The 23,883-nt window shown below is 59.7% G+C and carries 20 protein-coding genes, 1 tRNA gene and 1 pseudogene; 11 read left to right on the top strand and 11 right to left on the bottom strand.

Translation table 11 applies throughout. The features are described from left to right. Nucleotides 1–159 precede the first annotated feature (159 nt). The 3 genes from ACYVIT_RS25795 to ACYVIT_RS25805 form a co-directional block, all read right to left on the bottom strand. A tRNA-Gly gene (locus tag ACYVIT_RS25795) sits at nucleotides 160–235 on the bottom strand. 146 nt (nucleotides 236–381) lie between these two features. Continuing rightward, entirely contained in the window at nucleotides 382–1,053 is a 672-nt protein-coding gene (locus tag ACYVIT_RS25800; protein WP_415805783.1) for a response regulator, read from the bottom strand. Nucleotide 1,054: 1 nt separating this feature from the next. After that, complete coding sequence (locus ACYVIT_RS25805) at nucleotides 1,055–2,479, bottom strand: cache domain-containing protein (protein WP_415805784.1); 1,425 nt, start codon at nucleotides 2,477–2,479, stop codon at nucleotides 1,055–1,057. 307 nt (nucleotides 2,480–2,786) lie between these two features. Here ACYVIT_RS25805 and ACYVIT_RS25810 point away from each other — a divergent pair, with 307 nt between their 5' ends. The 3 genes from ACYVIT_RS25810 to murB all read left to right on the top strand — a co-directional run bounded on the left by ACYVIT_RS25810 (nucleotide 2,787) and on the right by murB (nucleotide 6,318). Next, complete coding sequence (locus ACYVIT_RS25810; RefSeq protein WP_415805785.1) at nucleotides 2,787–4,868, top strand: carbon starvation CstA family protein; 2,082 nt, start codon at nucleotides 2,787–2,789, stop codon at nucleotides 4,866–4,868. Nucleotides 4,869–4,885: 17 nt separating this feature from the next. Continuing rightward, nucleotides 4,886–5,098 (top strand): YbdD/YjiX family protein, encoded by a 213-nt coding sequence (locus tag ACYVIT_RS25815; RefSeq protein ID WP_415805786.1) that lies wholly within the window; start codon nucleotides 4,886–4,888, stop codon nucleotides 5,096–5,098. A gap of 140 nt (nucleotides 5,099–5,238) precedes the next feature. Continuing rightward, nucleotides 5,239–6,318 (top strand): UDP-N-acetylmuramate dehydrogenase, encoded by a 1,080-nt coding sequence (gene murB, locus ACYVIT_RS25820; RefSeq protein ID WP_415805788.1) that lies wholly within the window; start codon nucleotides 5,239–5,241, stop codon nucleotides 6,316–6,318. Nucleotides 6,319–6,695: 377 nt separating this feature from the next. Here the strand turns inward: murB and dapB are convergent, their stop codons facing one another. Both dapB and ACYVIT_RS25830 read right to left on the bottom strand, forming a co-directional pair. After that, the gene (gene dapB, locus ACYVIT_RS25825; protein ID WP_460478307.1) at nucleotides 6,696–7,487 is read right to left on the bottom strand and encodes a 4-hydroxy-tetrahydrodipicolinate reductase; all 792 of its coding nucleotides are present in this window, start codon (nucleotides 7,485–7,487) and stop codon (nucleotides 6,696–6,698) included. Between the two features lie 269 nt (nucleotides 7,488–7,756). Then, nucleotides 7,757–8,257, bottom strand: a pseudogene (locus tag ACYVIT_RS25830) (outer membrane protein assembly factor BamE); the annotation flags it as partial. 164 nt (nucleotides 8,258–8,421) lie between these two features. Between ACYVIT_RS25830 and fur the strand changes: the two are divergent. Further along, complete coding sequence (gene fur / locus ACYVIT_RS25835) at nucleotides 8,422–8,841, top strand: ferric iron uptake transcriptional regulator (RefSeq protein WP_415805789.1); 420 nt, start codon at nucleotides 8,422–8,424, stop codon at nucleotides 8,839–8,841. 172 nt (nucleotides 8,842–9,013) lie between these two features. Here the strand turns inward: fur and recN are convergent, their stop codons facing one another. Both recN and ACYVIT_RS25845 read right to left on the bottom strand, forming a co-directional pair. Further along, nucleotides 9,014–10,678, bottom strand: a complete 1,665-nt coding sequence (gene recN, locus ACYVIT_RS25840; RefSeq protein ID WP_415805790.1) for a DNA repair protein RecN — start codon at nucleotides 10,676–10,678, stop codon at nucleotides 9,014–9,016. Nucleotides 10,679–10,696: 18 nt separating this feature from the next. Further along, nucleotides 10,697–11,596, bottom strand: a complete 900-nt coding sequence (locus tag ACYVIT_RS25845) for an NAD kinase (RefSeq protein WP_415805791.1) — start codon at nucleotides 11,594–11,596, stop codon at nucleotides 10,697–10,699. A gap of 128 nt (nucleotides 11,597–11,724) precedes the next feature. Between ACYVIT_RS25845 and hrcA the strand changes: the two genes are divergently transcribed. The 7 genes from hrcA (at nucleotide 11,725) to dnaJ (ending at nucleotide 18,542) form a co-directional block, all read left to right on the top strand. After that, nucleotides 11,725–12,732, top strand: coding sequence for a heat-inducible transcriptional repressor HrcA (hrcA, locus tag ACYVIT_RS25850; protein WP_415805792.1), 1,008 nt, complete (start codon nucleotides 11,725–11,727; stop codon nucleotides 12,730–12,732). A 57-nt stretch (nucleotides 12,733–12,789) separates the two neighbouring features. After that, nucleotides 12,790–13,896 carry a ferrochelatase gene (gene hemH, locus ACYVIT_RS25855; RefSeq protein ID WP_415805793.1) on the top strand — a complete coding sequence of 369 codons (1,107 nt, stop codon included), beginning with the start codon at nucleotides 12,790–12,792 and terminating at the stop codon, nucleotides 13,894–13,896. A 68-nt stretch (nucleotides 13,897–13,964) separates the two neighbouring features. Then, nucleotides 13,965–14,213 carry a hypothetical protein gene (locus tag ACYVIT_RS25860; RefSeq protein WP_415805794.1) on the top strand — a complete coding sequence of 83 codons (249 nt, stop codon included), beginning with the start codon at nucleotides 13,965–13,967 and terminating at the stop codon, nucleotides 14,211–14,213. Between the two features lie 84 nt (nucleotides 14,214–14,297). Beyond that, nucleotides 14,298–14,849, top strand: a complete 552-nt coding sequence (gene grpE, locus ACYVIT_RS25865) for a nucleotide exchange factor GrpE (protein WP_094820068.1) — start codon at nucleotides 14,298–14,300, stop codon at nucleotides 14,847–14,849. 13 nt (nucleotides 14,850–14,862) lie between these two features. Next, nucleotides 14,863–15,279 carry a thioredoxin family protein gene (locus ACYVIT_RS25870; protein WP_415805795.1) on the top strand — a complete coding sequence of 139 codons (417 nt, stop codon included), beginning with the start codon at nucleotides 14,863–14,865 and terminating at the stop codon, nucleotides 15,277–15,279. A 91-nt stretch (nucleotides 15,280–15,370) separates the two neighbouring features. Then, nucleotides 15,371–17,293 carry a molecular chaperone DnaK gene (gene dnaK, locus ACYVIT_RS25875; RefSeq protein WP_415805796.1) on the top strand — a complete coding sequence of 641 codons (1,923 nt, stop codon included), beginning with the start codon at nucleotides 15,371–15,373 and terminating at the stop codon, nucleotides 17,291–17,293. A gap of 118 nt (nucleotides 17,294–17,411) precedes the next feature. After that, nucleotides 17,412–18,542, top strand: coding sequence for a molecular chaperone DnaJ (dnaJ, locus tag ACYVIT_RS25880; protein ID WP_415805797.1), 1,131 nt, complete (start codon nucleotides 17,412–17,414; stop codon nucleotides 18,540–18,542). A gap of 119 nt (nucleotides 18,543–18,661) precedes the next feature. Here dnaJ and ACYVIT_RS25885 read toward each other — a convergent pair whose 3' ends face one another. The 4 genes from ACYVIT_RS25885 to ACYVIT_RS25900 all read right to left on the bottom strand — a co-directional run bounded on the left by ACYVIT_RS25885 (nucleotide 18,662) and on the right by ACYVIT_RS25900 (nucleotide 23,726). Continuing rightward, nucleotides 18,662–18,994, bottom strand: coding sequence for a DUF4148 domain-containing protein (locus ACYVIT_RS25885; RefSeq protein WP_415805798.1), 333 nt, complete (start codon nucleotides 18,992–18,994; stop codon nucleotides 18,662–18,664). Nucleotides 18,995–19,430: 436 nt separating this feature from the next. Next, nucleotides 19,431–19,760 (bottom strand): DUF4148 domain-containing protein, encoded by a 330-nt coding sequence (locus ACYVIT_RS25890; protein WP_415805799.1) that lies wholly within the window; start codon nucleotides 19,758–19,760, stop codon nucleotides 19,431–19,433. A gap of 312 nt (nucleotides 19,761–20,072) precedes the next feature. Then, nucleotides 20,073–20,660 (bottom strand): DUF4148 domain-containing protein, encoded by a 588-nt coding sequence (locus ACYVIT_RS25895; protein WP_460478308.1) that lies wholly within the window; start codon nucleotides 20,658–20,660, stop codon nucleotides 20,073–20,075. 300 nt (nucleotides 20,661–20,960) lie between these two features. Further along, nucleotides 20,961–23,726, bottom strand: coding sequence for a M16 family metallopeptidase (locus ACYVIT_RS25900; protein ID WP_415807036.1), 2,766 nt, complete (start codon nucleotides 23,724–23,726; stop codon nucleotides 20,961–20,963). Nucleotides 23,727–23,883: the final 157 nt, after the last annotated feature.

Consider the following 23,883-nt stretch of genomic DNA (forward strand, 5'->3'; position numbering starts at 1 on the left):
TCCGGTAGCCGCCCCACCCGTATTCTTGTGCCTTATTTGGTCACTCAAAAACGGTAGCTGTGGGTGGATTTCCGTGGCACTCGCTGGAATGAAAAAAGGAGCCGAAGCTCCTTTTTTCAATGACCTACAGACCCCAGTAGAAGTCTGTGGATCAAAATTTGGAGCGGGAGACGAGTCTCGAACTCGCGACCTCAACCTTGGCAAGGTTGCGCTCTACCAACTGAGCTACTCCCGCATGGCTGCAAACTATGCGTCAGCAGCGAAGAAACGAGATTCTATATGGCTTTTTTTGGTTGTGCAAGTCGTGCGTTTGTTTCGAACGTGGGCCGTAGTGTGGACTGACGGGAAGCAGGCAGCCAGCCGAGCAGCGCAGCACGGCATTTACGGCAACGCCTTCAACGATTTGGACGCTTCCACCGCATATTTGATCAGCTCCGCCTGGCCCTCGATATTGAGTTTGCGCTTGATATTGAGCCGGTGGGTTTCCACCGTGCGCACGGACAGATTCAAGGCCTGGGCAATTTGCTTGTTCGCGTGGCCATCGGCGATGTGGCGCAGTACGTCGCGCTCGCGCTGGGTGAGCAGCAGGGCGGGTGAGCTGGTGGTAGACAGGCTGACCGTCGCGGCTGCACTGAAATACATGCGGCCGCTCATGACGGCGTGGATGGCAGTGATGATTTCCTGGGCAGGCTCGTGTTTGAGCAGGTAGCCTCGCGCACCGGCTTTGGCCGCCTGAACGATGTATTCGCCGTTGTCGTGCATCGTCAGCACCAGGACGGCGATTTGCGGGTATTGCTCGTGTAATTGCGCAATGAGCGACAGGCCGCCCATGCCTGGCATGTTCAGATCCATCAGCACGAGGTGAGGCAAGGTGTCGCCCGTGGGATCCTGCGCCAGGCAGTCCTGGAGAAACGCCAGCGCGGCCAACGCATGTCCGGCCTCGCCGATGACTTTCAGGCCCGGTACGGTTTCGAGACGCAGCCGCAGGCCATCGCGTACCAGAGGGTGGTCGTCGATGAGCAGCAGGCGGATGGTCTTGGAGGTGTGGGGCATGTCAGGTTGTTATGTCCGCGCTGTCTGGGGCGAGCGCTGTAGCCGGAAGCGGCAGCCACGCTTGCAGGCGGGTGCCTTGGTTATCGGCGTGGCACGTTAACGTACCCGCCAATGCCGCCATGCGCTCGCGCATGTTGCGCAGACCGATTCCGAGTTGTGGATCTTGTTGCACGTTCGCGTAATCAAAACCTACGCCATTATCCGCGATCGTCAAGCTCAGGCCCCGTTTGGCATAGTCGAGTGTGATGTCCGCGCGGCTGGCATGGGCGTGCCGCAGGACATTGGTCAAGGCCTCTTGTGTGATGCGGAATAGGGCGGTGGCATGCGCCTCGGGTAATGGGCGCACGTCACCCGTGGTATGCAGTCGGACCTGCAACGGCGGGGAACCATCCTCGTGTGCAACGGCAAATTCACGGCCCAGGTGTTCTAGTGCAGCGGGCAGGCCCAGGTCGTCGAGCACCGTCGGACGCAGATTGTGGGAAATCCGCCGGACTTCGCCCACGGCTGTGTTCAACCGCTCGAGCGCGCCGGACAGGGGGCGATCGATCAGGGCCAGCGTGTGCGGATCGCCCGCTTGTGTTTGCAGACGGTCCCGCGCTGCCTCGAGTGACAGTTTGATCGACACCAGGATCTGACTGATGCCGTCATGCAATTCACGGGATAAGCGGGCGCGTTCGTCTTCTTGCGAATGCACGACGCGTCGCGCCATGAGTTGCAGCTTGGCGTCGGATTGGCGGTGGTCGCTGATGTTCAGTGCGAGACCGCAGGCCGTCACGCCCAGGATGGCGGCGGCCACGATACCGCCCACCCAGGCAAACATATTGCGGATATTGGCTTGGGCGGCAGCGTCTATGTGAGCCAGGGCCTGTTCGACGTCGTCCAGGTAGATGCCGGTACCCAGCATCCAGCCCCAGCGCTCCATGATCACGACGTAACCCAGTTTCTCGACCATTTGGCCGGTGGAGGGTTTTTCCCAAAGATACCGGACGGCCTCTCCCTGGTTGCCGCCATGGCGGGCAGCGGCCAGCAGGTTTTGGATAACGGGTTGGCCTCGCGTATCGCGTAGATCCCAGAGGTTTTGTCCCACCAGCTCGGGCTGACGCGGATGCATCAGATTTTTGCCGTGCAGATCGTAGATGAAGAAATAGCCATCGTGGCCAAACTCCATCTGTTCCAGCAAGGCGAGGGCGCGCGCCTGCGTGGCCGGGTCGTCGCCCGCGTTCTGCAGCGGCGCGACAGCGCTATAGGCGAGGCTGACATAGTGGCGCAGTTCGCTTTCTTTGCTGGATAGCCAGGCTTGTTCTACGACCTGCTTTTCACGTTGGGCGAGCTGCATCCCCTGCACGTAGACCGCAACGGAGATGGCGGCGACGGCAATAAGCAAGGGCACAACGGCCAAGAGCAGGATTTTCAGACGGAGTTTCATAGGTTGGCAAAAAACGCCATTGATGCGCTGCGGGACGTTCGCAACTCCTTTGTTCAGCTACGAATTTTGCTTTGCATTTTAAGTGGTTGTCTAACGATTGTTGCGGTGCGATACGTAATAGTACGTAGTCAATTTACGTAGTTTCTCGCTTGTTGAGGCGCAGGGTAATCGAAATACTACGGCCTGCGCTGCAAGGGCGCATGGCTGGCGTATCTGCCGGCCGCCAGACAACAACGAGTCTGCCCACCCGCAAGACATCGGCATGGCCGCGCTTTACCCAGGTGGAAGGCTAAGAGGAGCATAGTTTATGCATACCAGCAGTAGAGGACTGGGGAACCACCTGGTCTGGCTGGCGATTGCTGTGCTGGGCGCATTTGCGCTCGGTACGGTGGCGCTTTCCCGTGGCGAAACCATCAACGCGCTGTGGATCGTGATCGCAGCCGTCTGTGTGTATCTGATCGCCTATCGCTATTACAGCCGCTTCATCGCGACGAAGGTGCTGCAGTTGGACGCCACCCGCATGACGCCGGCGTGGAAATACAACGACGGGCTCGATTTTGTGCCCACCAACAAACATGTGCTGTTCGGCCACCACTTTGCCGCGATTGCCGGTGCAGGACCCTTGGTCGGGCCTGTGTTGGCGGCGCAAATGGGGTATCTGCCCGGCGTACTGTGGCTGCTGGCTGGCGTAGTGTTTGCCGGCGCAGTGCAGGATTTCATCGTGCTGTTCATCTCGACGCGGCGCGATGGCCGGTCCTTGGGAGATCTGGTCAAGGCCGAACTGGGCACGGTGCCGGGCGTGATCGCGCTGTTTGGCGCGTTCATGATCATGGTCATCATCCTGGCCGTCCTGGCATTGATCGTGGTCAAGGCTCTCACGCATTCGCCTTGGGGCACGTTCACCGTAGCCGCGACCATTCCCATTGCCTTGTTCATGGGCGTGTATTTGCGCTATCTGCGTCCGGGCCGGATCGGCGAAGTATCCATCATCGGTTTTGTGCTGTTGATGGCTGCCATTGTGTTCGGACAAGACGTGGCGGCGCATCCGATCTTGGCCACGTGGTTCGATTTTGATGGCAAGGGCCTGACCTGGATTCTCATCGGTTACGGTTTTGTGGCTTCGGTGCTGCCGGTGTGGTTGCTGCTGGCACCACGTGACTATCTGTCGACGTTCCTCAAAATCGGCACGATTGCCGGGCTGGCAATCGGTATTTTGATCGTTGCTCCCGAATTGAAAATGCCTGCGTTGACGAAATTTGTCGACGGCTCGGGTCCGGTGTGGTCGGGCAATCTGTTCCCGTTCCTGTTCATTACGATTGCTTGCGGCGCGGTATCTGGTTTTCACGCGCTGATCGCGTCGGGCACCACGCCCAAGCTGATCGAAAACGAAACGCAGGCTCGCTATATTGGCTATGGCGGCATGCTGATGGAGTCATTCGTCGCCATCATGGCGCTGGTGGCCGCCTGCGTGATCGAACCGGGTATTTACTACGCGATGAATAGCCCTGCGGCTGTGATCGGCACCACGCCTGAGCATGTTGCACAGGTGGTGTCGAGCTGGGGCTTCGTGGTCACGCCTGCCGATTTGATTCAGACGGCGAAAGACGTCGGCGAAAGCACGATCATTTCGCGCGCAGGTGGCGCCCCGACCCTGGCTGTAGGCATGGCGCACATCTTGCACCAGGTCATCGGCGGCCAGGCAATGATGGCATTCTGGTATCACTTTGCCATCCTGTTTGAAGCATTGTTTATTCTGACCGCGGTGGATGCAGGAACGCGTGCAGGCCGCTTCATGTTGCAAGACCTGTTGGGCACATTTGCGCCGTCGCTCAAGCGTACAGAGTCACTGCCCGCCAGTCTCATCGCGACCGGTTTGTGCGTAGCGGCTTGGGGCTATTTCCTATATCAGGGCGTGGTCGATCCGCTTGGCGGCATCAATACGCTGTGGCCGTTGTTTGGCATTGCCAACCAGATGCTGGCGGCGATTGCATTGACGTTGGGTACGGTGGTGCTGTTCAAGATGAAGCGCGACCGCTACGCGTGGGTGACAGTGGTGCCGACGTTGTGGTTATTGGCATGCACCTTGACCGCCGGCTGGCAGAAAATGTTCGATGCCGATCCCAGAGTGAGCTTCCTCGCGCACGCGGCAAAATACAACGCGGCCATCGCGCAAGGCCAAGTCCTGGCTCCGGCCAAGGACCTCGCCGAAATGAGTCGTGTCGTATTCAACGACTATGTCGACGCGGCGTTGTGCGGCATCTTCATGTTTGTCGTACTGAGCATCGTGGTGTTTGGCATTCGTTCCGTATTGCAAGCCCGTGCCAAAGGCGCGGCCACATCCCGCGAAACCCCGTACGAGCCGCTGCCTGCAGCGGCTGGCGGACATTGATCAACGGAGGGCGCCATATGTTGTTTACCAATCTGGGCGCCGCGACCGGCAAAGCCGGTCGCTATCTGGGCCAGACGTTGCGTTTGATGGTCGGCGTGCCCGATTATGAAAACTACGTCGAGCATATGCGGCGTACGCACCCCGACCAAACGCCGATGACGTACGAGGAGTTTTTCCGAGAGCGTCAGGATGCCCGTTATGGCGGTAAAAAACGTCTGGGATGTTGCTGAAGCGAAAGCCGGTGCCTGCCTTGACCGAAGGCGGCCCGGTTGCTGTGAACGACCGTGCTAGCCGGGCCGCAGGCAACCAGGACGCGCCCAGGCTGCTGTTAACATGTGAGCGCCCCAGGTTTTAGCGTTCTCTTGTATTCATGCCGGATTTCCCTCAGGCGTCATCCACCGCCACGTTAACGCCCGCCCGTCAGGATCTTACCCAGCTCAATACGCTGGGCTTGTCTGCGTGGGCGGACGCTTTTGTGACTTTGCGTTCAGTTGATCAATTGGATGCCTTGTCCGATCTGGCAGATCAGTATTCCCATTTGTTGGTCTTGGGTGGCGGCAGCAATATGGTGCTGCCCCCCAGGATCGAGAGCCTTGTCGCACATGTCGCCGTGACAGGCGTGCGCTTGATCGAGGCGCGGCCGGATGCCTGGATCATCGAGGCGGGAGCGGGCGAGAGCTGGCATGGTTTTGTGACCGCCTGTGTGGAACAAGGATGGGACGGGCTGGAAAACCTGGCATTGATTCCAGGCACAGTGGGCGCCGCACCGGTACAGAACATCGGCGCCTATGGCGTCGAGCTGGCGGATCGTTTTCAGGGACTGACAGCATGGAATGTCCGTCAGCGCCGTTTGGTAGACATGACCGCAGCCGACTGTCAGTTTGCCTATCGAGATAGCGTTTTCAAACACGGCGAGCCCGGCGAGTGGATCATCGTCGCGGTGCGCTTCGCGCTGCCACGCCCCTGGCAGGCCGTGCTCGAATATCCGGATTTGCAGCGTCATTTTGGACTGTCTGGTGGTTCTGCGAATTCTGGTGCATACGCGTCCGGCGCACCGACCGCACGCGACATTTTCGACGCTGTTTGCGACATTCGCCGCCAAAAACTCCCTGACCCCGCCGTCATCGGCAACGCAGGCAGTTTCTTCAAAAACCCGCTCGTCGACGCCACCGTTCGCGACGCCTTGCTGGCGCAACATCCAGGCCTCGTATCCTACCCACAGCCCGACGGACGCTACAAACTCGCCGCGGGTTGGCTGATCGATCAATGTGGATGGAAAGGCAAGCAACTCGGCGCCGCAGGCGTGCACGACAGGCAAGCCTTGGTCCTGGTGAACAAAGGCAGCGCCACTGCTGCCGACATCATGGCATTAGCTGCGGCGATCCAGCGTGACGTTTCAATGCGTTATCACATCGAGCTAGAACCCGAGCCCCTCGTCTGGCAATCCTAAGCGCTGAGGCCCAACCCGCGTCGCAAACCAAGCTCGAATGCGATCTGTCGGCGCGCCCGTAGGCGCCGACAGATCGCGGCCCTGCAGGATCTTCTTTTTAACAAGACAGGGCGCCTACGAAGCCTAAGCAAGAAACTCGTCCCAGCGATGCAACGAGCTGGAGACATTGCGAGTCGATGCGGGGCAGTGGCCGCGTTGGGGCGCCTCGGCGTCGAGCGAGGGAAACCGAAGGAGCGCAGCGACGAGGTTGACGAAGCGATGTCGGCCGCGCAGGCGGCCGACCGACGCCGCGAAGCCCCAACGCGGCCACTGCCCCGCATCGACGCCAAAAGAACCCAACGCTCCCGCAGATCAAGGCCACGTCAGAGGCAGCAAGCCTACAACCCCAACACCGCCTGCATATCAAACACCCCGCGCCCCTTGTCGCTCAAAAACCGCGCCGCCCGCAACGCCCCCTGAGCATAAGTCGCCCGGCTGCCGGATCGATGCGTGATCTCGATACGCTCACCGTCCCCGCAGAAATACACCGTATGGTCGCCAACAATATCCCCCCCCCGCACCACCGAAAACCCGATAGTGCCAGGCTGGCGCACACCCGTATCGCCATGTCGCGTCCAGGTCGCGACGTCAGGCAGCGCAACATCCCAAGCCGAGGCAACCGTCTCACCCATCTTGAGCGCAGTGCCTGACGGAGCATCGACCTTGTTGCGATGGTGCGCTTCGAACACCTCCACGTCATACCCGGAGTTCAGAATACGCGCAGCGACATCCAGCAGCTTGAGCGTCGCATTTACCCCCACGCTCATATTGGGCGCGAAAACGATGCCGATCTTTTGTGCCGCCACCTCAATGGCGGCGCGCCCGGCATCGTCAAAACCCGTCGTGCCGATCACGATTCGAGTGCCGTGTTGCACGCAAGCCTGCAGATGCGCCAACGTAGCTTCAGGGCGAGTGAAATCGATCAGGCAGTCAGCATTGGCCAACGCGTCAAGTTGATCCGTGATGGTGACGCCAGTCTCGCGGCCCAGAAACGCGCCCGCATCTTGCCCCAGGTCAGGAGAGCCTGCACGATCCAAGGCAACAGCGAGTGTGATATCCGAAGCATTCAGGACGGCTTCGATGAGCATGCGGCCCATACGGCCGCCTGCGCCTGCAATAGCGATACGCATGTTTTTTCCTCTGGCAACCGCGATCAACGCAGCGGCTCGGCGCCACCGGTGGCGGGATTGGACGAGCCCGTGCTTGGCGCATTCAATCGCAACTCGCGCTGGCGAGCGGCATCGCTGGATGTATCCTGCGGCGGTAATGTGTCTGATTCGGACATGCTCGGTGCACGAATGCCGCTGCCTGAGTCGGAGGCCGGCTGAGACGCCGTGTCCGGTTGCGAGACCGCCGTATCTGCGCCGTTGGCGCCATTTGCGGGCAGGGCGCCGCCCGGCGGCGTCCCCAGCGCGGGCAACTGTGCCGCATCAGCCGGGACAGCGGGTTGAATAGCCCCCTCGGCATTCTGGCGAGCGGTTTCGGCGTCGATCTGCTCGTCAATCTTTTCCTCGGGTTTACCCTCTGCATTCAGTTGGAACGGTTGCAGATCGGGCTGCTTGTCGCCTTCCCAGCGTACCAGGCGGTCATTGTCGAACCACACCGTGAACTTGCGTTCTTGAGGGTCGCCGTAGCCAGGCTTGAAGTAATACGGATAGTCCCAGCGATCCGCGTGCAAGACACTGGTCAACGTAGGGCTGCCTAATGCAAAGCGGACTTGCTCGCGCGTCATGCCAGGCTGCAGCAGGGCGACTTGCTCTTGAGTGATCCAATTGCCCTGCTGGACAGGAGCTTTGTAGGGGAAGCCCCATTTGTCGGAAGAGCAGCCCGCCATAACGGCTGCGACGGCGGTGGCTGCCAGTGCGGTTTTCAGGAACCGGGTCGGAATACGTGCAATGATGGACACCAAGCGCCCCTATCTGTGATTTAAAGCGGGTAAAACCGTTATCATAAAGGTTTCACAATGCGGTAGCTCCGTGGGCAGCGGAAAAAGGGCGGCGCGCTGCTTCAGTTTGTGCGCCGCAATTTCTGCCCTTGCCACCGCGGACAGAGAGCGATTACACCATGACAGACCAAAGCGAACTGAAAAACATGGGTTTGAAGGCGACTTTTCCTCGTCTAAAAATCCTGGATATCTTCCGCAAAGCAGACCAACGGCACCTGAGCGCCGAGGATGTTTATCGCGCACTGATCGGCGAAAACGTCGAAATCGGCCTGGCGACGGTTTATCGCGTGCTGACACAGTTCGAGCAGGCCGGCATCCTGAGCCGCAGCCAATTCGACAGCGGCAAGGCGGTTTTCGAACTGAATGACGGCGATCACCACGACCACCTGATCTGCACCAATTGTGGCAAGGTAGTCGAGTTTTCCGATCCCGACATTGAGAAACGTCAACACAAAGTGGCAAAAGACAACAATTTTGCCTTGGAAAGCCACGCCATGGTGCTGTACGGCATCTGCGGCGACTGCCAAAAAACCCGCTAGGGCTGATAGGCTCGTGGCGGCACGTCCGAGGCTCATCAGGCCTCGTGCCGCCGCCCCGTTGCCCGCGAGGTCGGTCAGCAATCGTTACGTATTGTTCTGACTGTACCGAGTGTGCCGGGCTGCCCGAAAATCAAAACGCCCCCATGCAAGGGGGCATTTTCCGTCGATCGACTTAGCGCGCTGCTTGTTCGGCCAAACCACCCAGCATTTCGCGCGCGTGATCGCGCGTCGTCGCCGTGATCTTGATGCCGCCTAGCATGCGGGCAATTTCCTCGACGCGTTGATCGGCGTCCAATTCGGCAATCTGCGATCGCGTGGTGCCTGCCGTTTCTTTTTTGCTGACCCGATATTGCGCATTACCGCAGGCGGCGACCTGCGGCAGATGGGTGACGCACAAAACTTGATGGCGTTCGCCGAGCTCCTTGAGCAGTTGCCCGACGACCTCCGCAACGGCGCCGCCCACACCACTGTCGACTTCGTCAAAAATCAAAGTGGGCACGCGTGCCGCACGGCTGGCGATGACGGATAGCGCCAGAGATATCCGGGAGAGTTCGCCCCCCGATGCGACTTTGCCCAACGGACGCGGTGTGGTGCCGGCATGGCCGGCCACCAGAAATTCGACTTGGTCGCTGCCCTGTGCCGAGGGGGCGCCTGCGGTGACGATCGGCTCGAATCGGCCGCCTTGCATGGCGAGCGTCTGCATGGCCTGGGTGACTTGTTTGCCCAGGCTTTTGGCGACTTTGGCACGCGCTGCGGACAGTTGTTTGGCCGCGGCGAGATATTGCGTTTCGGCTGTTTCGGCGCGCGCGCGCAAGGCGTCTATATCGGCTGCGGCTTGCAGGTCGGCCAACTGGGCATGCACACTGTCGCGCAGCGCCGGCAAGGCCTCTGGATCGGTTTTGAACTTGCGCGCCATTTCAAACACCACGCTCATCCGGGTGTCGACTTGGGCCAGGCGTTGAGGATCGAGTTCGACGCGGCTGACGTAGTTGTTGAGATCCGAGACGGCTTCGGCCATGGCAATGCGCGCGGATTCGATTTCGTCGGCGACGCCTTGCAACCCGGCGTCGTGACGCAGCATGTTCTGCAGGCGATGCTGAGCCGTATTCAGACGATGGAGGGCCGAGTCGTCTTCGCCGTCGAGCGCCTCCAGGATCTGTCCAGCGCCGTCCAGCAAGGCTTGGGCATGGGCCAGGCGCGATTGTTCGGATTGCAGGCTGTCCCATTCGTCAGCCTGCAGCGCCAATTGGTCGAGCTCGTCGGCTTGCCATTGCAGGCGCTCGCGCTCGGCGGCAAGCCCTGCAGCGTCTTTTTCGGCCAGTTCCAATTGGCGGGCGACTGCCCGCCAGGCTTTCCATGTCTGAGCGACGGCTTGGCGCAGCTCGGCATGGCCGCCATGGGCGTCCAGCAGATCTCGCTGCGCATCCGGGCGCATGAGGCTTTGGTGTGCATGCTGCCCATGGATATCCACCAGGCTGTCGCCCAGCTCGCGTAATTGCGTCAGTGTGGCCGGCATACCGTTGATATAGCCGCGGCTGCGGCCTTGTGCATCCACGACGCGGCGCAACGCGAGCTCGTCTCCGTTGTCCAGGTCACGCTCCGTCAGCCAACTGCGCAGTGTTGCCGACGTATCAAACATGGCGGTGATATCTGCGCGAGCCGCCCCCTCGCGCAGGACGCTCGCGTCGGCGCGCCCGCCCAGTGCCAGGGCCAGGGCATCGATCAAAATGGATTTTCCGGCGCCGGTTTCGCCCGAAAAAACGGTAAAACCCGAGCCGAAATGAATCTCGGCCTGTTCGACGATGACAAAATCGCGAATATGCAGGGTGCGCAACATAGGTGATAGTCGGTACGGTTATTCCACGCTGTCAGACGCCTGAGGCATCAGATTCCAATGCAGCTTGCGGCGCAGGGTCGAAAAGAAGCTGTAGCCCTCCGGGTGCACAAAGCGGATCGTGTGCGGCGCACGCTGTACGGAAATACGATCGCCCGGCTGCAAATCGGACCATGTCTGCATGTCGAAATGCACGCTCGCGCCGGTTTCGACGCGGCCGATGGCTGTCAACGTCATGCTGAGTACTCCAGTGCCCGGGATGACGATCGGACGGTTGGACAGCGTCTGCGGCGCCACGGGCACCAGCACCATGGCGTCCAGGCCCGGATGCAAAATCGGACCATTGGCAGACAATGCATAGGCCGTGGATCCCGTCGGCGTGGCGATGATGAGGCCGTCGGCGCGTTGCGCATACATGAAGGCCCCGTCCACTTCGACACGGACCTCGATCATGCCGCCGCGTCCGGCGCGGTTGAGCACCACATCGTTCAGGGCAGGCGCGGTGTACATCAATTGATCACCACGCCAGACACAGCCCTCCAGGAGCATGCGGTCTTCGGCGCGATAATTGCCCTCGATGATGCGGGCCAGGGCGTTTTGCGATTCCTGTACGGGGATGTCGGTGATGAAACCGAGCCGGCCATGGTTGATGCCCACGATCGACAAGCCAAACGGGGCGAGCGTACGCGCGGCGCCCAGCACGGTGCCGTCGCCGCCCATGACGACGGCCAAGGAGGCGGTTTCGCCAATTTCTTTCAGGGTGGCTACGGGATAATCGCGCAGGCCTGTGTTCTGTGCAGTGTCTGCGTCGATCAATACCTGCCGGCCGGCTTTGATCAGCATTTCTGCCAGGGTGCGCAGCGGCGCGTCCAGGCCCGTATCCTGGTGTCTGCCAATCAGGGCAACAATGGGAAAATGCATGGCGAAAAGGACCGATAATCAATAGGAACGGCACATTGGCCGGGTCGATTCGCCGATTATATGGGGCGGCTTATCCGGCTGCAGGACAAAAATCGCCCATTTCTGAAAGTTTCCCTACAATAGCCCTCATGGATGATCGCGCCCGCGCATTACTTAAAGCCCTGATAGAACGTCACATTGCCGATGGACAACCGGTAGGGTCGCGCACGCTATCCAAGGTCTTTGATTTGTCGCCCGCCACGATACGCAATGTCATGGCGGACCTCGAGGACATGGGGCTCATACACAGTCCGCACACGTCGGCAGGCCGCGTGCCTACGCCGCGGGGCTATCGCATGTTTGTCGACTCGCTGCTGGCGGTGCAGCCGTACGAGTTTCAACCACAGCAATTCGGCGAGGCCGCCTTGACGGCCACCGAGCCTTCGCGGGCGGTCAACGCCGCGGCGGCGCTGTTGTCCAATCTGACGCAGTTCGCGGGCGTGGTGTTGACACCCAAACGTGCACAGGTATTTCGTCAAATTGAATTCATCCGCTTGTCGGGCAAACGGGTGTTGCTCATCATCGTCACGCCCGACGGCGATGTCCAGAACCGGATCTTGACCGTGCAGCGCGACTATTCCGAGGCCGAGCTCCTCGAGGCCGGGAATTTCTTCAACGTGCATTTCGCCGGTAAATCCTTCAATGCGGTGCGCCGTACATTGACGACCGAGCTGGCACAATTGCGTGAAGACATTTCGCGTCTGATGCAGGCTGCCGTCGAGGCCGGGGCTGAGGCAGCCGAGGATGGCGACGATGTGATTATTTCGGGTGAACGCAAGCTGCTCGACGTGACGGATATCGCATCCGATATGGATCGGCTGCGCAAAATGTTCTCCTTGTTCGAAAAGAAAACCGATTTGCTGCAATTGCTGGATACTTCCAGCCGTGCCCAAGGGGTGCAGATCTATATCGGCGGCGAGTCGCAGTTACTGCCCATGGAAGAAGTATCCGTGATCACCGCTCCGTATGGGGTTGACGGCAGGGTGATCGGCACCTTGGGGGTCATCGGACCCACCCGCATGTCCTACGAGCGCGTCATTCCTATTGTCGACATTACGGCGCGCCTGCTGTCCAACGCATTCAGCCATAATCATTAAGATTCAGCCGGATCATTGAGCCGGCTCTCCGGCAGCTTGGTTCTTGAGAGGTATTTCGTGTTTCTGCGCTTGTTCAAGTATTTATGGCCTGAGCGTTACCTGCCTGAACCCCCCCAGACGGATCCTTTCGATGACAATCCCGCGCCGCGAGACGCAGGGCCTGTCGGTGTCCTGCTGGTCAATCTGGGGACCCCGGCCAGTCCGACGCCGCGCGATATACGCCGTTACCTGGCGGAGTTTTTGTCCGATTCCCGTGTGATCGAGATTCCTCGCTATTTGTGGCTGCCGATCTTGCATTGCCTGGTGCTGGCCAGGCGCCCGAGCCGTTTGCAGCCGCGCTATGCGGGAATCTGGATGGAGGAAGGCTCGCCTTTGATGGTGTATAGCCGCCGTCAGGCCGAGGGCGTGCAGCGTGTGCTGCAGACGCGTGGCCGGGATGTACGGGTGGAGCTTGCCATGCGTTACGGCGAGCCGTCTATCGAGCAGGCCATTACGCGATTGCGGCAGCAGGGTTGCCAGCGCATCTTGACCGTCCCGCTGTACCCTCAGTATGCCGCCAGCACGACAGCGACTGTCGTGGATGCCGTCACGGGACATGTGGCCAAATTGCGGGATCAGCCTGAGCTGCGATTTATCAAGCGTTTTCATCAAGACGCAGGATACCTGGATGCGTTGGCGCGTCAGATCTCGGACTATTGGCAGACGAATGGCCGCCCGCAGAAACTGGTCATGAGTTTTCACGGCTTGCCTCGTTATTCGGTCGAATTGGGTGATCCGTATTACCGTGATTGCCTGGAAACGGCGCGCTTGCTGCGCGAACGCCTGGCGTTGACGCCCGATCAGGTCGAGGTGACATTCCAGAGCCGTTTTGGCGCCGCCCGGTGGTTAGAGCCCTATACGGAGCCCACACTGAAAGCCCTGGCGGGTCAAGGCGTTACCGAAGTTGACGTGGTGTGCCCGGGTTTCGTCGCCGATTGCCTGGAGACCCTCGAGGAAATCAGCCAGGAATGCCGTGATGCTTTCTTGGCAGCCGGAGGGCGTCAGTTCAGGTATATCCCGGCACTGAACGATCATCCCGATTGGATCGAGGGATTGGCGGCGTTGACCGACAATCACTTACAAGGTTGGACCCTGCCAATCACCCGAGGCCGTACACTAGAATAGAACGTGAGAGTCCCGTTGGCGCAGCGTCGGCGGGGCATGAGTGAACGGCAGCTTTCAGGGGATCTCGAATGAGCACATCCAATAAACCTGGGACGCAGGCGACGCCCCGGACCGAATCTCCCGCCAAACAGGACGAGCGCGTCGAAGGCGAACTCGACAAGGCGCTCGACGAGTCTTTTCCCGCGAGTGATCCCGCGGCCACAGTCGCGCCGAAGGCGGACGCTCAGGACGGAGAGGAAGACGCGCTGGACGAGGCACTGGAAGAAAGTTTTCCGGCCAGCGATCCGCCCGCACCCGCCCAGCCCAGGGAAAAGTAGCCCTATTTGCTGCATGGCCTCTTGAAATAGCCTATAAGGCCCCCATTATTGGGGCCTACGCTATTGTTTTTTGGAGGATCCCCCATGACGGCATCTCAAGAGCCTGTCGATCAAGCCCCCGAGTCCGAGGACCAAGGCGCCGCCGCGCCCGTCACCATCGAGTCGCTGCAGGCCGAAATTGCCGCGTTGCGCGCCGAGCTCGAGGCCGCCCAGGCCACCGTCACTGGACAGCAAGACCAATTGCTGCGTACCCATGCCGAGGCCGAAAATGTCCGCCGTCGCGCCCAAGAAGACGTGTCCAAGGCACGCAAGTTCGGTATTGAGTCCTTTGCCGAAAGCCTGGTCCCGGTGAAAGACAGCCTCGAAGCCGCGCTAGCCCAGGCAGACCAGACCCTGGAAGCCCTGCGCGAGGGTGTCGAAGTGACGCTCAAGCAGTTGAGCGGCGCATTCGAGCGCAATCTGCTCAAGGAAATCGCGCCGGTGCAGGGTGATAAGTTCGACCCGCACCTGCATCAGGCTATTTCCTCTGTGCCCGCCGAACAGCCTGCCAATACGATTGTGCAGACCTTGCAAAAGGGCTACGTGATCGCTGACCGTACCCTGCGGCCGGCCTTGGTGATCGTTTCTGCAGGCTGATCGGCACGCGACCATGTCTGGCTCCACATCCTTTGATCCGTCTCAGGTTTTTGAGGTGTTCGCCATGCGTGCTGTCGGCACCGCCGATATTGATCAGGCGGTGATCGAGGCGCCGGGCGATGACTTGCGATGCGTATTCTTGTGGGGCCAGGATTGTTACAACTGCAATTTATTCAAGCAGGCCGCGTTATTGCATCAGCGGGCCTTGCTGGATCTGGGATTGAGCTGGTTTCAGGCTGACGTTTACGCCGACGAGGCGTTAGGACGGCGATTTGCGTTGCACGGCGTGCCGACTTTTGTGTTTTATCGCGGCGGCAAGCGCCTGGGACGCATTACCAGTTGGCCCGGGCTGCCACAGTTCGCGGCAGCTGTCGGCCGCCTGCAGGGCGCAGAGTCCGCTGGCGAGCAGAAAAGCACGCCAGGGTCTTGAAAAACCCCATTGGCAGCCCCAGTTAGGTTGAGACTGAGTTTTTTCCCCAATTTTCTGTACTTACGAAATCAATATTCAAGGTATTCCAACCATGAGCAAAATCATCGGCATCGACTTGGGCACGACCAACAGCTGCGTGGCTGTCATGGACGGTAACCAGGTCAAAATCATCGAAAACGCCGAAGGTGCCCGTACCACTCCTTCCATCATCGCCTACATGGACGATGGTGAAACCCTGGTCGGCGCGCCCGCCAAGCGTCAGGCAGTGACCAACCCCACCAACACGCTGTATGCCGTCAAGCGTCTGATCGGCCGCAAGTTCGACGAAAAGGCCGTTCAAAAAGACATCGACCTGATGCCTTACAGCATCGTCAAGGCCGACAACGGCGACGCCTGGGTTGAAGTGCGTGGCAAGAAAATCGCGCCTCCTCAGGTTTCCGCTGACGTGCTGCGCAAGATGAAGAAAACCGCCGAGGACTACCTGGGCGAAGAAGTCACCGAAGCCGTGATCACGGTGCCGGCCTACTTCAACGACAGCCAACGCCAGGCGACCAAAGACGCCGGCCGTATCGCGGGCCTCGAAGTCAAGCGCATCATCAACGAGCCTACCGCTGCTGCGTTGGCGTTCGGTCTGGACAAGTCCGAAAAGGGCGATCGCAAGATCGCGGTGTATGACTTGGGCGGTGGCACGTTCGACGTGTCCATCATCGAAATCGCGGACGTGGACGGCGAAAAGCAGTTCGAAGTTCTGTCGACCAACGGCGACACCTTCCTGGGTGGCGAGGATTTCGACCAGCGCATCATCGACTACATCATCGGCGAGTTCAAGAAAGAGCAAGGCGTGGATCTGTCCAAGGACGTCCTGGCCCTGCAACGCCTGAAAGAAGCCGCTGAAAAAGCCAAGATCGAGCTGTCGTCCAGCCAACAGACCGAAATCAACCTGCCGTACATCACGGCCGATGCTTCCGGTCCCAAGCACTTGAACCTGAAGATCACGCGTGCCAAGCTGGAAGCCCTGGTCGAAGAACTGATCGAGCGCACGATCGAGCCCTGCCGTGTGGCTATCAAGGACGCTGGCGTCAAGGTCTCTGAGATCGACGACGTGATCCTGGTCGGCGGTATGACCCGTATGCCCAAGGTGCAGGAAAAGGTCAAAGAGTTCTTTGGCAAGGATCCGCGCAAGGACATCAACCCGGACGAAGCTGTGGCTGCTGGTGCCGCGATTCAGGGTTCGGTGTTGTCGGGCGACCGCAAAGACGTGCTGCTCTTGGACGTGACGCCTCTGTCGCTGGGTATCGAAACCCTGGGCGGCGTGATGACCAAGATGATCCAGAAGAACACCACGATCCCCACGCGTTTCTCGCAAACGTTCTCGACCGCTGACGACAATCAGCCGGCCGTGACGATCAAGGTGTTCCAGGGCGAGCGCGAAATCGCCGCGGGCAACAAGAGCCTGGGTGAGTTCAACCTCGAGGGTATTCCGCCCGCGCCGCGCGGTCTGCCGCAAATCGAAGTCACGTTCGACATCGACGCCAACGGCATTCTGCACGTCTCTGCAAAGGACAAAGGCACTGGCAAGGAAAACAAGATCACCATCAAGGCCAACTCTGGTTTGTCCGAGGACGAAATCCAGCGCATGGTCAAGGATGCCGAGGCGAATGCCGAGGAAGATCACCGGATTGCCGAGCTGGCTCAGACTCGCAACCAGGCCGATGCGCTGGTGCACGCCACCCGCAAATCGCTGACCGAGTATGGCGACAAGCTCGAGGCCTCTGAAAAAGAGTCCATCGAAGCCGCCATCAAGGAAGTCGAGGATGTGCTCAAGGATGGCGACAAGGCTGCGATCGACGCCAAGGTCGAAGCGCTGTCGACGGCTTCGCAGAAACTCGGCGAAAAGATGTACGCCGATATGCAGGCCGCCCAAGCTGCCCAGCAGGCTGACGGCGCAGAAGCCAAGCCGGCTGACGACAATGTGGTCGATGCTGACTTCAAAGAAGTCAAGCGCGATCAATAAGTCGGGCAATAACGGCCGTCTATGACGCCTGATCTCGCCCGGTACCCGGATTTTCCGGTTACCGGGCGGATTCGTTCTGTATCACCGAGGTTATAGCTCGTTTTCGGGCTGATTCAATATGGCAAAACGCGATTACTACGAAGCTTTAGGCGTGGCAAAAAACGCCACCGACGATGAGCTGAAAAAGGCCTACCGCAAGCTGGCCATGAAATACCATCCGGACCGTAATCCGGACAGCAAAGACGCCGAAGAAAAGTTCAAGGAAATCAAGGAAGCCTACGAAGTCCTGGGCGATGAACAAAAGCGTGCGGCTTACGACCGTTATGGCCATGCGGGCGTTGACCCCAATGCCGCGGGCATGGGCGGCGCCGGCATGGGTGGCGGCTTTGCTGATGCCTTTGGCGACATATTCGGCGAAATTTTTGGTGCGGCGGGTGGACGTCGCGGGGGCGGCGGTCCGCAGGTATACCGCGGCGCTGACCTCAAGTACGCGTTGGAAATCACGCTTGAGCAAGCCGCTCAAGGCTTTGACACTGAAATCCGCGTGCCGAGCTGGGAAAATTGCGACACCTGCCACGGCAGCGGCGCCAAGCCCGGCACCTCGCCCAAGACCTGCCATACCTGCGGCGGCTCAGGGGCTGTGCGGATGCAACAAGGCTTTTTCAGCGTGCAGCAGACTTGCCCGACCTGCCACGGCAGCGGCAAGGAAGTCACCGATCCTTGCGTGGCTTGCGATGGCGTCGGCCGCCTCCGCCGGAACAAGACCCTGCAGGTCAAGATCCCGGCAGGTATCGACGATGGCATGCGGATTCGATCGAGTGGCAACGGCGAACCCGGCATCAATGGCGGGCCGTCGGGGGATCTCTATGTCGAGATTCATATCAAGCAGCACAAGATCTTCCAGCGCGACGATGACGATCTGCATTGCGAGCTGACAATTCCGTTCACCACGGCGGCGTTGGGAGGCGAGCTGCAGGTGCCGACGCTTGGCGGCAAGGCCGAAATCTCTATTCCCGAGGGGACTCAATCGGGCAAGACGTTCCGCTTGCGTGGCAAGGGTATCCGTGGCGTTCGCGCCAGCTATCCGGGTGATCTGTATTGCCACGTGGTCGTTGAAACACCGGTGCGGCTGAGTGACGAGCAGAAAGCGATTCTGCGCCAGTTCGAGGCTTCGCTTGGCGATGGCGGTGAGCGCCATTCGCCGCAAAGCAAGTCCTGGACGGATCGGGTCAAAGAGTTTTTTAGCTGACCCTGGCTGACCCAGGCGCTGCATGAAGAAAGCCCCCTGTCACATCACATGACAGGGGGCTTTTGCCTTTGCGCTGCGTTCCGTACTACTTGCTTCACATCGCTCGGAACGCTTTGCAATTAGCGGGCAACAGGCGGGTAGTCCAGTTCACCGAACGTGTATTGGCCCGTGGCTTTGGCTTCGGCCAGCTCGGCACGTACTTGTTCGCGGGTCTTGCCGGACGTGGCGGAGACTTGAGGCGGATAGTCCTCTTCGCCAGAGGTTACGAGGCCAGCAGCTTTGGCTTGTGCCAGATCGGCTACGACTTGAGCGCGGGTCGGGGCGTTGGCGTCGACTTGGCCGTACACGCCTTGGAAAGGCACGTTGTTAGGTTCGATATTGGGGGAGGCGGCGTAGGCGCCGGCGCTCAACAGGCTGATCGAAACTAGCAGGGCAGAAGTTAGGGTTTTCATGATAAGACCTCCATTTGTCTGAGTTTGGGGTTGGAATCCGGCGGTCTTCCGTCGTGGTTCGTGTTTGCTTCCCGATGACTTCATTGTGCTCTTGCTGGCACCTGGGATAAACCCTGATTGGTTGGAAATATCTTTCCATTTTTATGCGTAATCAGATTTTCTTTAATGATTGTTGTTGAAAATGGAAGTGACGCGTTGGCCGAGGGGACAAAATGAAAGCCCCGCCACACGGATGTGACGGGGCCCGGCTTGCTGCTACAACGATCAGGACTGCAACTTCAACAGCTAAAACTACTGCTACATCAACTACTTACTGCGACTTCAACTACGTACTGCATTTCACTGCTTGGTACTGCTACTGCTACTGCTTCGTACTGCTACATCAACTGCAGGCACTGCTACCGCCGCACCTTGTGAGCGCGGTGGTGTTCACCGCTTAGCGAACAATGGGATAGTCCAGGTCGCCGAAGGAGTACTCGCCATTGGCCTTGGCTTGAGCCAGCTCGGCAACGACTTGGTCGCGGTTCTTGTTCGAGTGGTTGGCGATTGCTACGGGGTACTCTTGTTCGCCGTAGGTCACCAGGCCAGCAGCCTTGGCTTGGGCCAGGTCGGCTACGACCTGGGCGCGGGTCGGGGCGTTGGCATCGACTTGGCCATAAACGCCTTGGAAAGGCACGTTGTTAGGTTCGATATTGGGGGAGGCGGCGTAGGCGCCGGCGCTCAACAAGCTCATCGAAACTAGCAGGGCAGAAGTTAGGGTTTTCATGATAAGACCTCCATTTGTCTGTGAATTTGGGATGGAATCCGGCGGCCTTCCGTCGTGGTTCGTGTTTGTTTCCCGATGACTGAATTGTGCGCTTGCTGATGCCTGGGATAAACCCTGATTTTCTGAAAATATTTTTCCATTTAAACGAGTAATCATCGGAATAACTGGGATTTTTGGTGAAAATGGAATTGATATGTCGGCTTGCTGAACAAATAAAAACCCCGTCACGCGGACGTGACGGGGCTCTAGGCTGGTGGCGCCAAGCGACTTTTGAGGGGCGCGTTTGCTATTGAAAAAATGCCGGAATATCAGCTACTTGCCATACCCCAAGAGTGTTTTGAGCGTATCTCGGAGTTTGTCGATCAGCGACCCTCCACGAGTCGGTTCGTCTGGCTTGGTCGGGGCGGGCCGGGCGGGTGTCGCCGGGTATTCTTGTTCGCCATAGGTCACCAGGCCGGCGGCCTTGGCCTCGTTCAATTCGGCGCGTACCTGTTCACGGGTCTTGCCAGGGGCTGATGAAACTGCCGATACGGGATACTCTTGTTCACCGTAAGTGACTTGGCCGGCTGCTTTGGCCTCTGCGAGCTCAGCGATGACCTGCTGCCGACTTTTGCCGGGAACGGGGGACGCACGGGGCATGGGGTAAGGCTGCTCGCCGCGAGGGATCTCGCCTGCCTTGTTCGCTCGGACCGCCTCCGCGTGAACCTCTGCGCGGGTCGGGGCACGGGGGTCGACCCGGCCGTAAACCCCTTGGAAGGGCATATTGTTCGGTTCGATATTGGGCGAAGGTGTCTGGAGCTGGCTAGCCGAGGGCGCCTCACGGGCGGGGGGAGGGGGCGCCTCAATGTCGGCGTCTGCCACGTTGGTCGGAAGTGGCTGGCCTGAGGTTACGGGTCTCATGGGGTGACCTCCATTTGTCTTGGGCCTTAAAACAATTCAGCGGCTTTTCCGTGTCTCGCGCCTCGTGGCGTGTGATGACGAGGGTCTCGCCGCTTATCCTAGCCTGGAGACGATCAGGCTGCCTGAGAAATGTATTCCCGTTGCCCATGGTAAGGGATTTCATCGCGCGCCTTTGGCTGCGAAATCGGACGCTTCTTCTAAATGGTGTTGGGACGTCCCGGCAATAAAAAACGCCGGCATCGAGCCGGCGTTCCCAGATAGACAGACACTCCGATATAGACGGGTGTCCGGTTTAGAAAGCTAGGGTGCCTTCTTTTTTTGCTGAGCGGCAAAGTCCCCCGCCACGGCAGTGCTGAATGCCGAGGGTTGCAGATATTTGCGCAAAGCGGCATTGACCGAATCGGGGGTGAGTGCCTCGATTTTCTGGTCGAATTGCGCGGACCATTCGAACGTCCGGCCACGACTCAGGTAGTCGACCCAGGCTGAGGCCAGCACGCTGTCTTGGGCGCGAGACAGTTTGCGATAGTTCAGCAGGGCGGCGATGCCGTCTTCGATTTCCTTGGCCGTGAAACCGTCTTTCACGGCGCGGGCGAGCTCTTCTTTGATGGCAGTTTCCAGGCGCTCACGGTTTTGCGGCGCATAGATCGCATAGACCGTCCAACTGCCCGTAGGCTCGTACGAGGACACTGACAGATTGCTGCGTACGTTGTACGACAGGCCTTCTTTTTCGCGAACGCGGTCCCACAGGCGCGAGGTTTCCGAGGTGCCCAGCAGGAAATTAGCCAAATAAAGCGCGGGGAAATCCGGATCCGTATCCTGCAGCTTGAGGGGCAGCCGCGAAATGTAGAAGGCATTGGCCTTGTCGGGCGTTTCGATATCGAAGTTCTGCGCTTTGATGTCGTGATAAGGATCATCCAGGCGGGTGTACGCCGGTGCCTTTTGCCAGCCTTTCAGCCCTTCGGTCAGGGATTGTTTGACTGCGTTGACGTCAAACTCGCCGACGGCGGAGAACTTCACCGTGCCGGCGCCGTAGAACCGCTTGTGAAACGCCACCAGCGCATCACGCTTGATGCCTTCGGTCTGTGCCAGGGCCTCATCAAAGGTAGGCACATAGCGCACGTCGTCGGCAGGCCACGGGTTGTCCTGGCGCGCCAGCGCACGCGAGGCCAAGGCTGTGGGTTCGGTCATGGCGCTGCGTATCGAGGTCAGTGCCTGACGTTGATATTCCTCGATTTCGGCTTCCGGGAAATTGGCGTTGCGCACGACGTCCAGCACCAGGCTGATCAGCGCGGGCAAGTGCTCGCCAGCGGCTGACATCGAGACAGTCAGATCAGTGCCGGAGCCGCTGAACGAGACCTGCGCTTGCAGCGCGTCGAAACGGTCCTGAATCACTTGGCGCGACAGGGTAGGCGTACCGCGTTCGAGCAGATCGGCGACGGCCGCGGCGTTGATACGTTGGCCGCGCAGGCTGGCCGCATCGCCGAACTGGACGAGCAATTCGGCCTGGACCCGCCCGCCGCGGGTGGTTTTGGGCAGCAAAGCCAGTTGGACGGTGCCATTGGGCAGCTCCAGGCTGTCGCGCTGCGTCAGCTTGTCGATGTTGGCCGGCGACGGATCAAAGACATCGGCCTGCTTGAAGTCGGCATCGCCTTTGTAGTCTTTCAGTGCTGCGCCCAAGTCTGCACGCACCAATTGCGGTGCACGTTTGGGTTTTTCCGTCGGGATATAACGGCCTTCGGTACGATTGCTGGCGGTCAAATACTCGTTCGCGATGCGTTGTACGTCTGCGAGCTTGGCCTGACGAACACGGTCGCGATGCAAAAAGAGCAAGCGCCAGTCACCACCCGCGATGGCCTCTGACAGCGCGACGCCGATTTGCTCTGGGTCCGCATAGAGTTGTTGCCATGCGGTCAGCCACTTGCTGCGGGCGCGATCCAGTTCCTCTTGGGTAAAGGGCTTTTTATCCAGCGATTCCAGGGTCGAGGTGAGGGTTTGAAGGGCTTTGTCCTGATCCATGCCGGGCTGCAACTGGGCGCCGAACATGGCGACACCGGGATCGTGTTGATCCATGGTGAAACCGAAGACCTCCGCGGCCAACTTGGTCGGCACCAGGGCTTGGTACAGGCGGCCCGACGGGGTATCGGCCAGGATGGTCGCGGCCAGATCGAACGGGATGTAGTCGGGGCTGCCGGCCGCGGGGATGTGGTACATCGCGGCCACCAGCGGCGTGCCGCCCGCGCGTCGCAGGGTCACGGCGCGCTCGCCGTCCTGAACCGGCTCGACGGTGTATTCCGGCGGCAGCTTGCGTTCGGGCTTGGGCAGTTTGCCCAGGGTTTCGCTGATCGCCTCCAGCGTTGTTTGCGGGTCGAAGCTGCCGGCAACGATCAGGACGGCGTTATCGGGCTGGTAATACTCGTGATAGAAGGCGCGCAGTTGACCGACGTCGACATTTTCCACATCGGAGCGCGCGCCAATGGTGCTCTTGCCATAGCTGTGCCACTGGTAGGCAGCGGCCTGCATTTTTTGCATCAGCACGCGAAAGGGATTGTTTTCGCCGCTTTCCATTTCGTTGCGCACCACGGTCATCTCAGAGTCGAGATCTTCCTTGGCAATCAAGGAGTTGACCATGGCGTCGGCCTGCCAGCCCAGATACCATTTCAGCGTCTCGGGGTTTGCCGCAAAGCTGGCAAAGTAATTGGTGCGATCGCTCGAGGTCGAGCCGTTGGCCTGCAGGCCGCGGCGGGAGAACTCGCCCAGGGCATTACGGGTGGTGGGCGTGCCCTTGAACAGCATGTGTTCCAGCAAGTGCGCCATCCCGGTCTGGCCGTAGTTTTCCTGGCGCGACCCGACCAGATAGGTCATGTTGACCGTGGTGGTGGGCTTGGAGGCATCCGGCGCCAGCAGCACGCGCAGGCCATTGGATAGCCGGTATTCCGTGATGCCCTCGACAGAGGTGATCTCCGTGATCCCGGCGGGAGTGGGCGCGGCCCCCGCCTGAAAGGCGAGAAAGGACGTGACCAGCAGGGCGTTCAAGCGGGCGAATAGCCCCGAAAACGAAAAACGCATAGCAAGCATCCATAACGGGCGAAAGTCGTTGGAGTGTATACGCAACGGATGGTTCCTATCGCCACGGGGGAATCGAATTGCGTAGTTCCATATAAGACTGGCTGACAGTGCAGGGTATGCCGTTGTACGAGTTGCGTTGCTCTGCGGTCTGAGCGGC

The sequence above is a fragment of the Bordetella muralis genome (genome assembly GCF_054781015.1).

Bases quoted from the DNA above. Each gene is read 5' to 3' on its own strand.
- ACYVIT_RS25800 (WP_415805783.1), bottom strand. From the start codon at position 1,053: ATGCCCCACACCTCCAAGACCATCCGCCTGCTGCTCATCGACGACCAC.
- ACYVIT_RS25805 (WP_415805784.1), bottom strand. From the start codon at position 2,479: ATGAAACTCCGTCTGAAAATCCTGCTCTTGGCCGTTGTGCCCTTGCTT.
- ACYVIT_RS25810 (WP_415805785.1), top strand. From the start codon at position 2,787: ATGCATACCAGCAGTAGAGGACTGGGGAACCACCTGGTCTGGCTGGCG.
- ACYVIT_RS25815 (WP_415805786.1), top strand. From the start codon at position 4,886: ATGTTGTTTACCAATCTGGGCGCCGCGACCGGCAAAGCCGGTCGCTAT.
- murB (WP_415805788.1), top strand. From the start codon at position 5,239: ATGCCGGATTTCCCTCAGGCGTCATCCACCGCCACGTTAACGCCCGCC.
- dapB (WP_460478307.1), bottom strand. From the start codon at position 7,487: ATGCGTATCGCTATTGCAGGCGCAGGCGGCCGTATGGGCCGCATGCTC.
- fur (WP_415805789.1), top strand. From the start codon at position 8,422: ATGACAGACCAAAGCGAACTGAAAAACATGGGTTTGAAGGCGACTTTT.
- recN (WP_415805790.1), bottom strand. From the start codon at position 10,678: ATGTTGCGCACCCTGCATATTCGCGATTTTGTCATCGTCGAACAGGCC.
- ACYVIT_RS25845 (WP_415805791.1), bottom strand. From the start codon at position 11,596: ATGCATTTTCCCATTGTTGCCCTGATTGGCAGACACCAGGATACGGGC.
- hrcA (WP_415805792.1), top strand. From the start codon at position 11,725: ATGGATGATCGCGCCCGCGCATTACTTAAAGCCCTGATAGAACGTCAC.
- ACYVIT_RS25860 (WP_415805794.1), top strand. From the start codon at position 13,965: ATGAGCACATCCAATAAACCTGGGACGCAGGCGACGCCCCGGACCGAA.
- grpE (WP_094820068.1), top strand. From the start codon at position 14,298: ATGACGGCATCTCAAGAGCCTGTCGATCAAGCCCCCGAGTCCGAGGAC.
- ACYVIT_RS25870 (WP_415805795.1), top strand. From the start codon at position 14,863: ATGTCTGGCTCCACATCCTTTGATCCGTCTCAGGTTTTTGAGGTGTTC.
- dnaK (WP_415805796.1), top strand. From the start codon at position 15,371: ATGAGCAAAATCATCGGCATCGACTTGGGCACGACCAACAGCTGCGTG.
- dnaJ (WP_415805797.1), top strand. From the start codon at position 17,412: ATGGCAAAACGCGATTACTACGAAGCTTTAGGCGTGGCAAAAAACGCC.
- ACYVIT_RS25885 (WP_415805798.1), bottom strand. From the start codon at position 18,994: ATGAAAACCCTAACTTCTGCCCTGCTAGTTTCGATCAGCCTGTTGAGC.
- ACYVIT_RS25890 (WP_415805799.1), bottom strand. From the start codon at position 19,760: ATGAAAACCCTAACTTCTGCCCTGCTAGTTTCGATGAGCTTGTTGAGC.
- ACYVIT_RS25895 (WP_460478308.1), bottom strand. From the start codon at position 20,660: ATGAGACCCGTAACCTCAGGCCAGCCACTTCCGACCAACGTGGCAGAC.
- ACYVIT_RS25900 (WP_415807036.1), bottom strand. From the start codon at position 23,726: ATGCGTTTTTCGTTTTCGGGGCTATTCGCCCGCTTGAACGCCCTGCTG.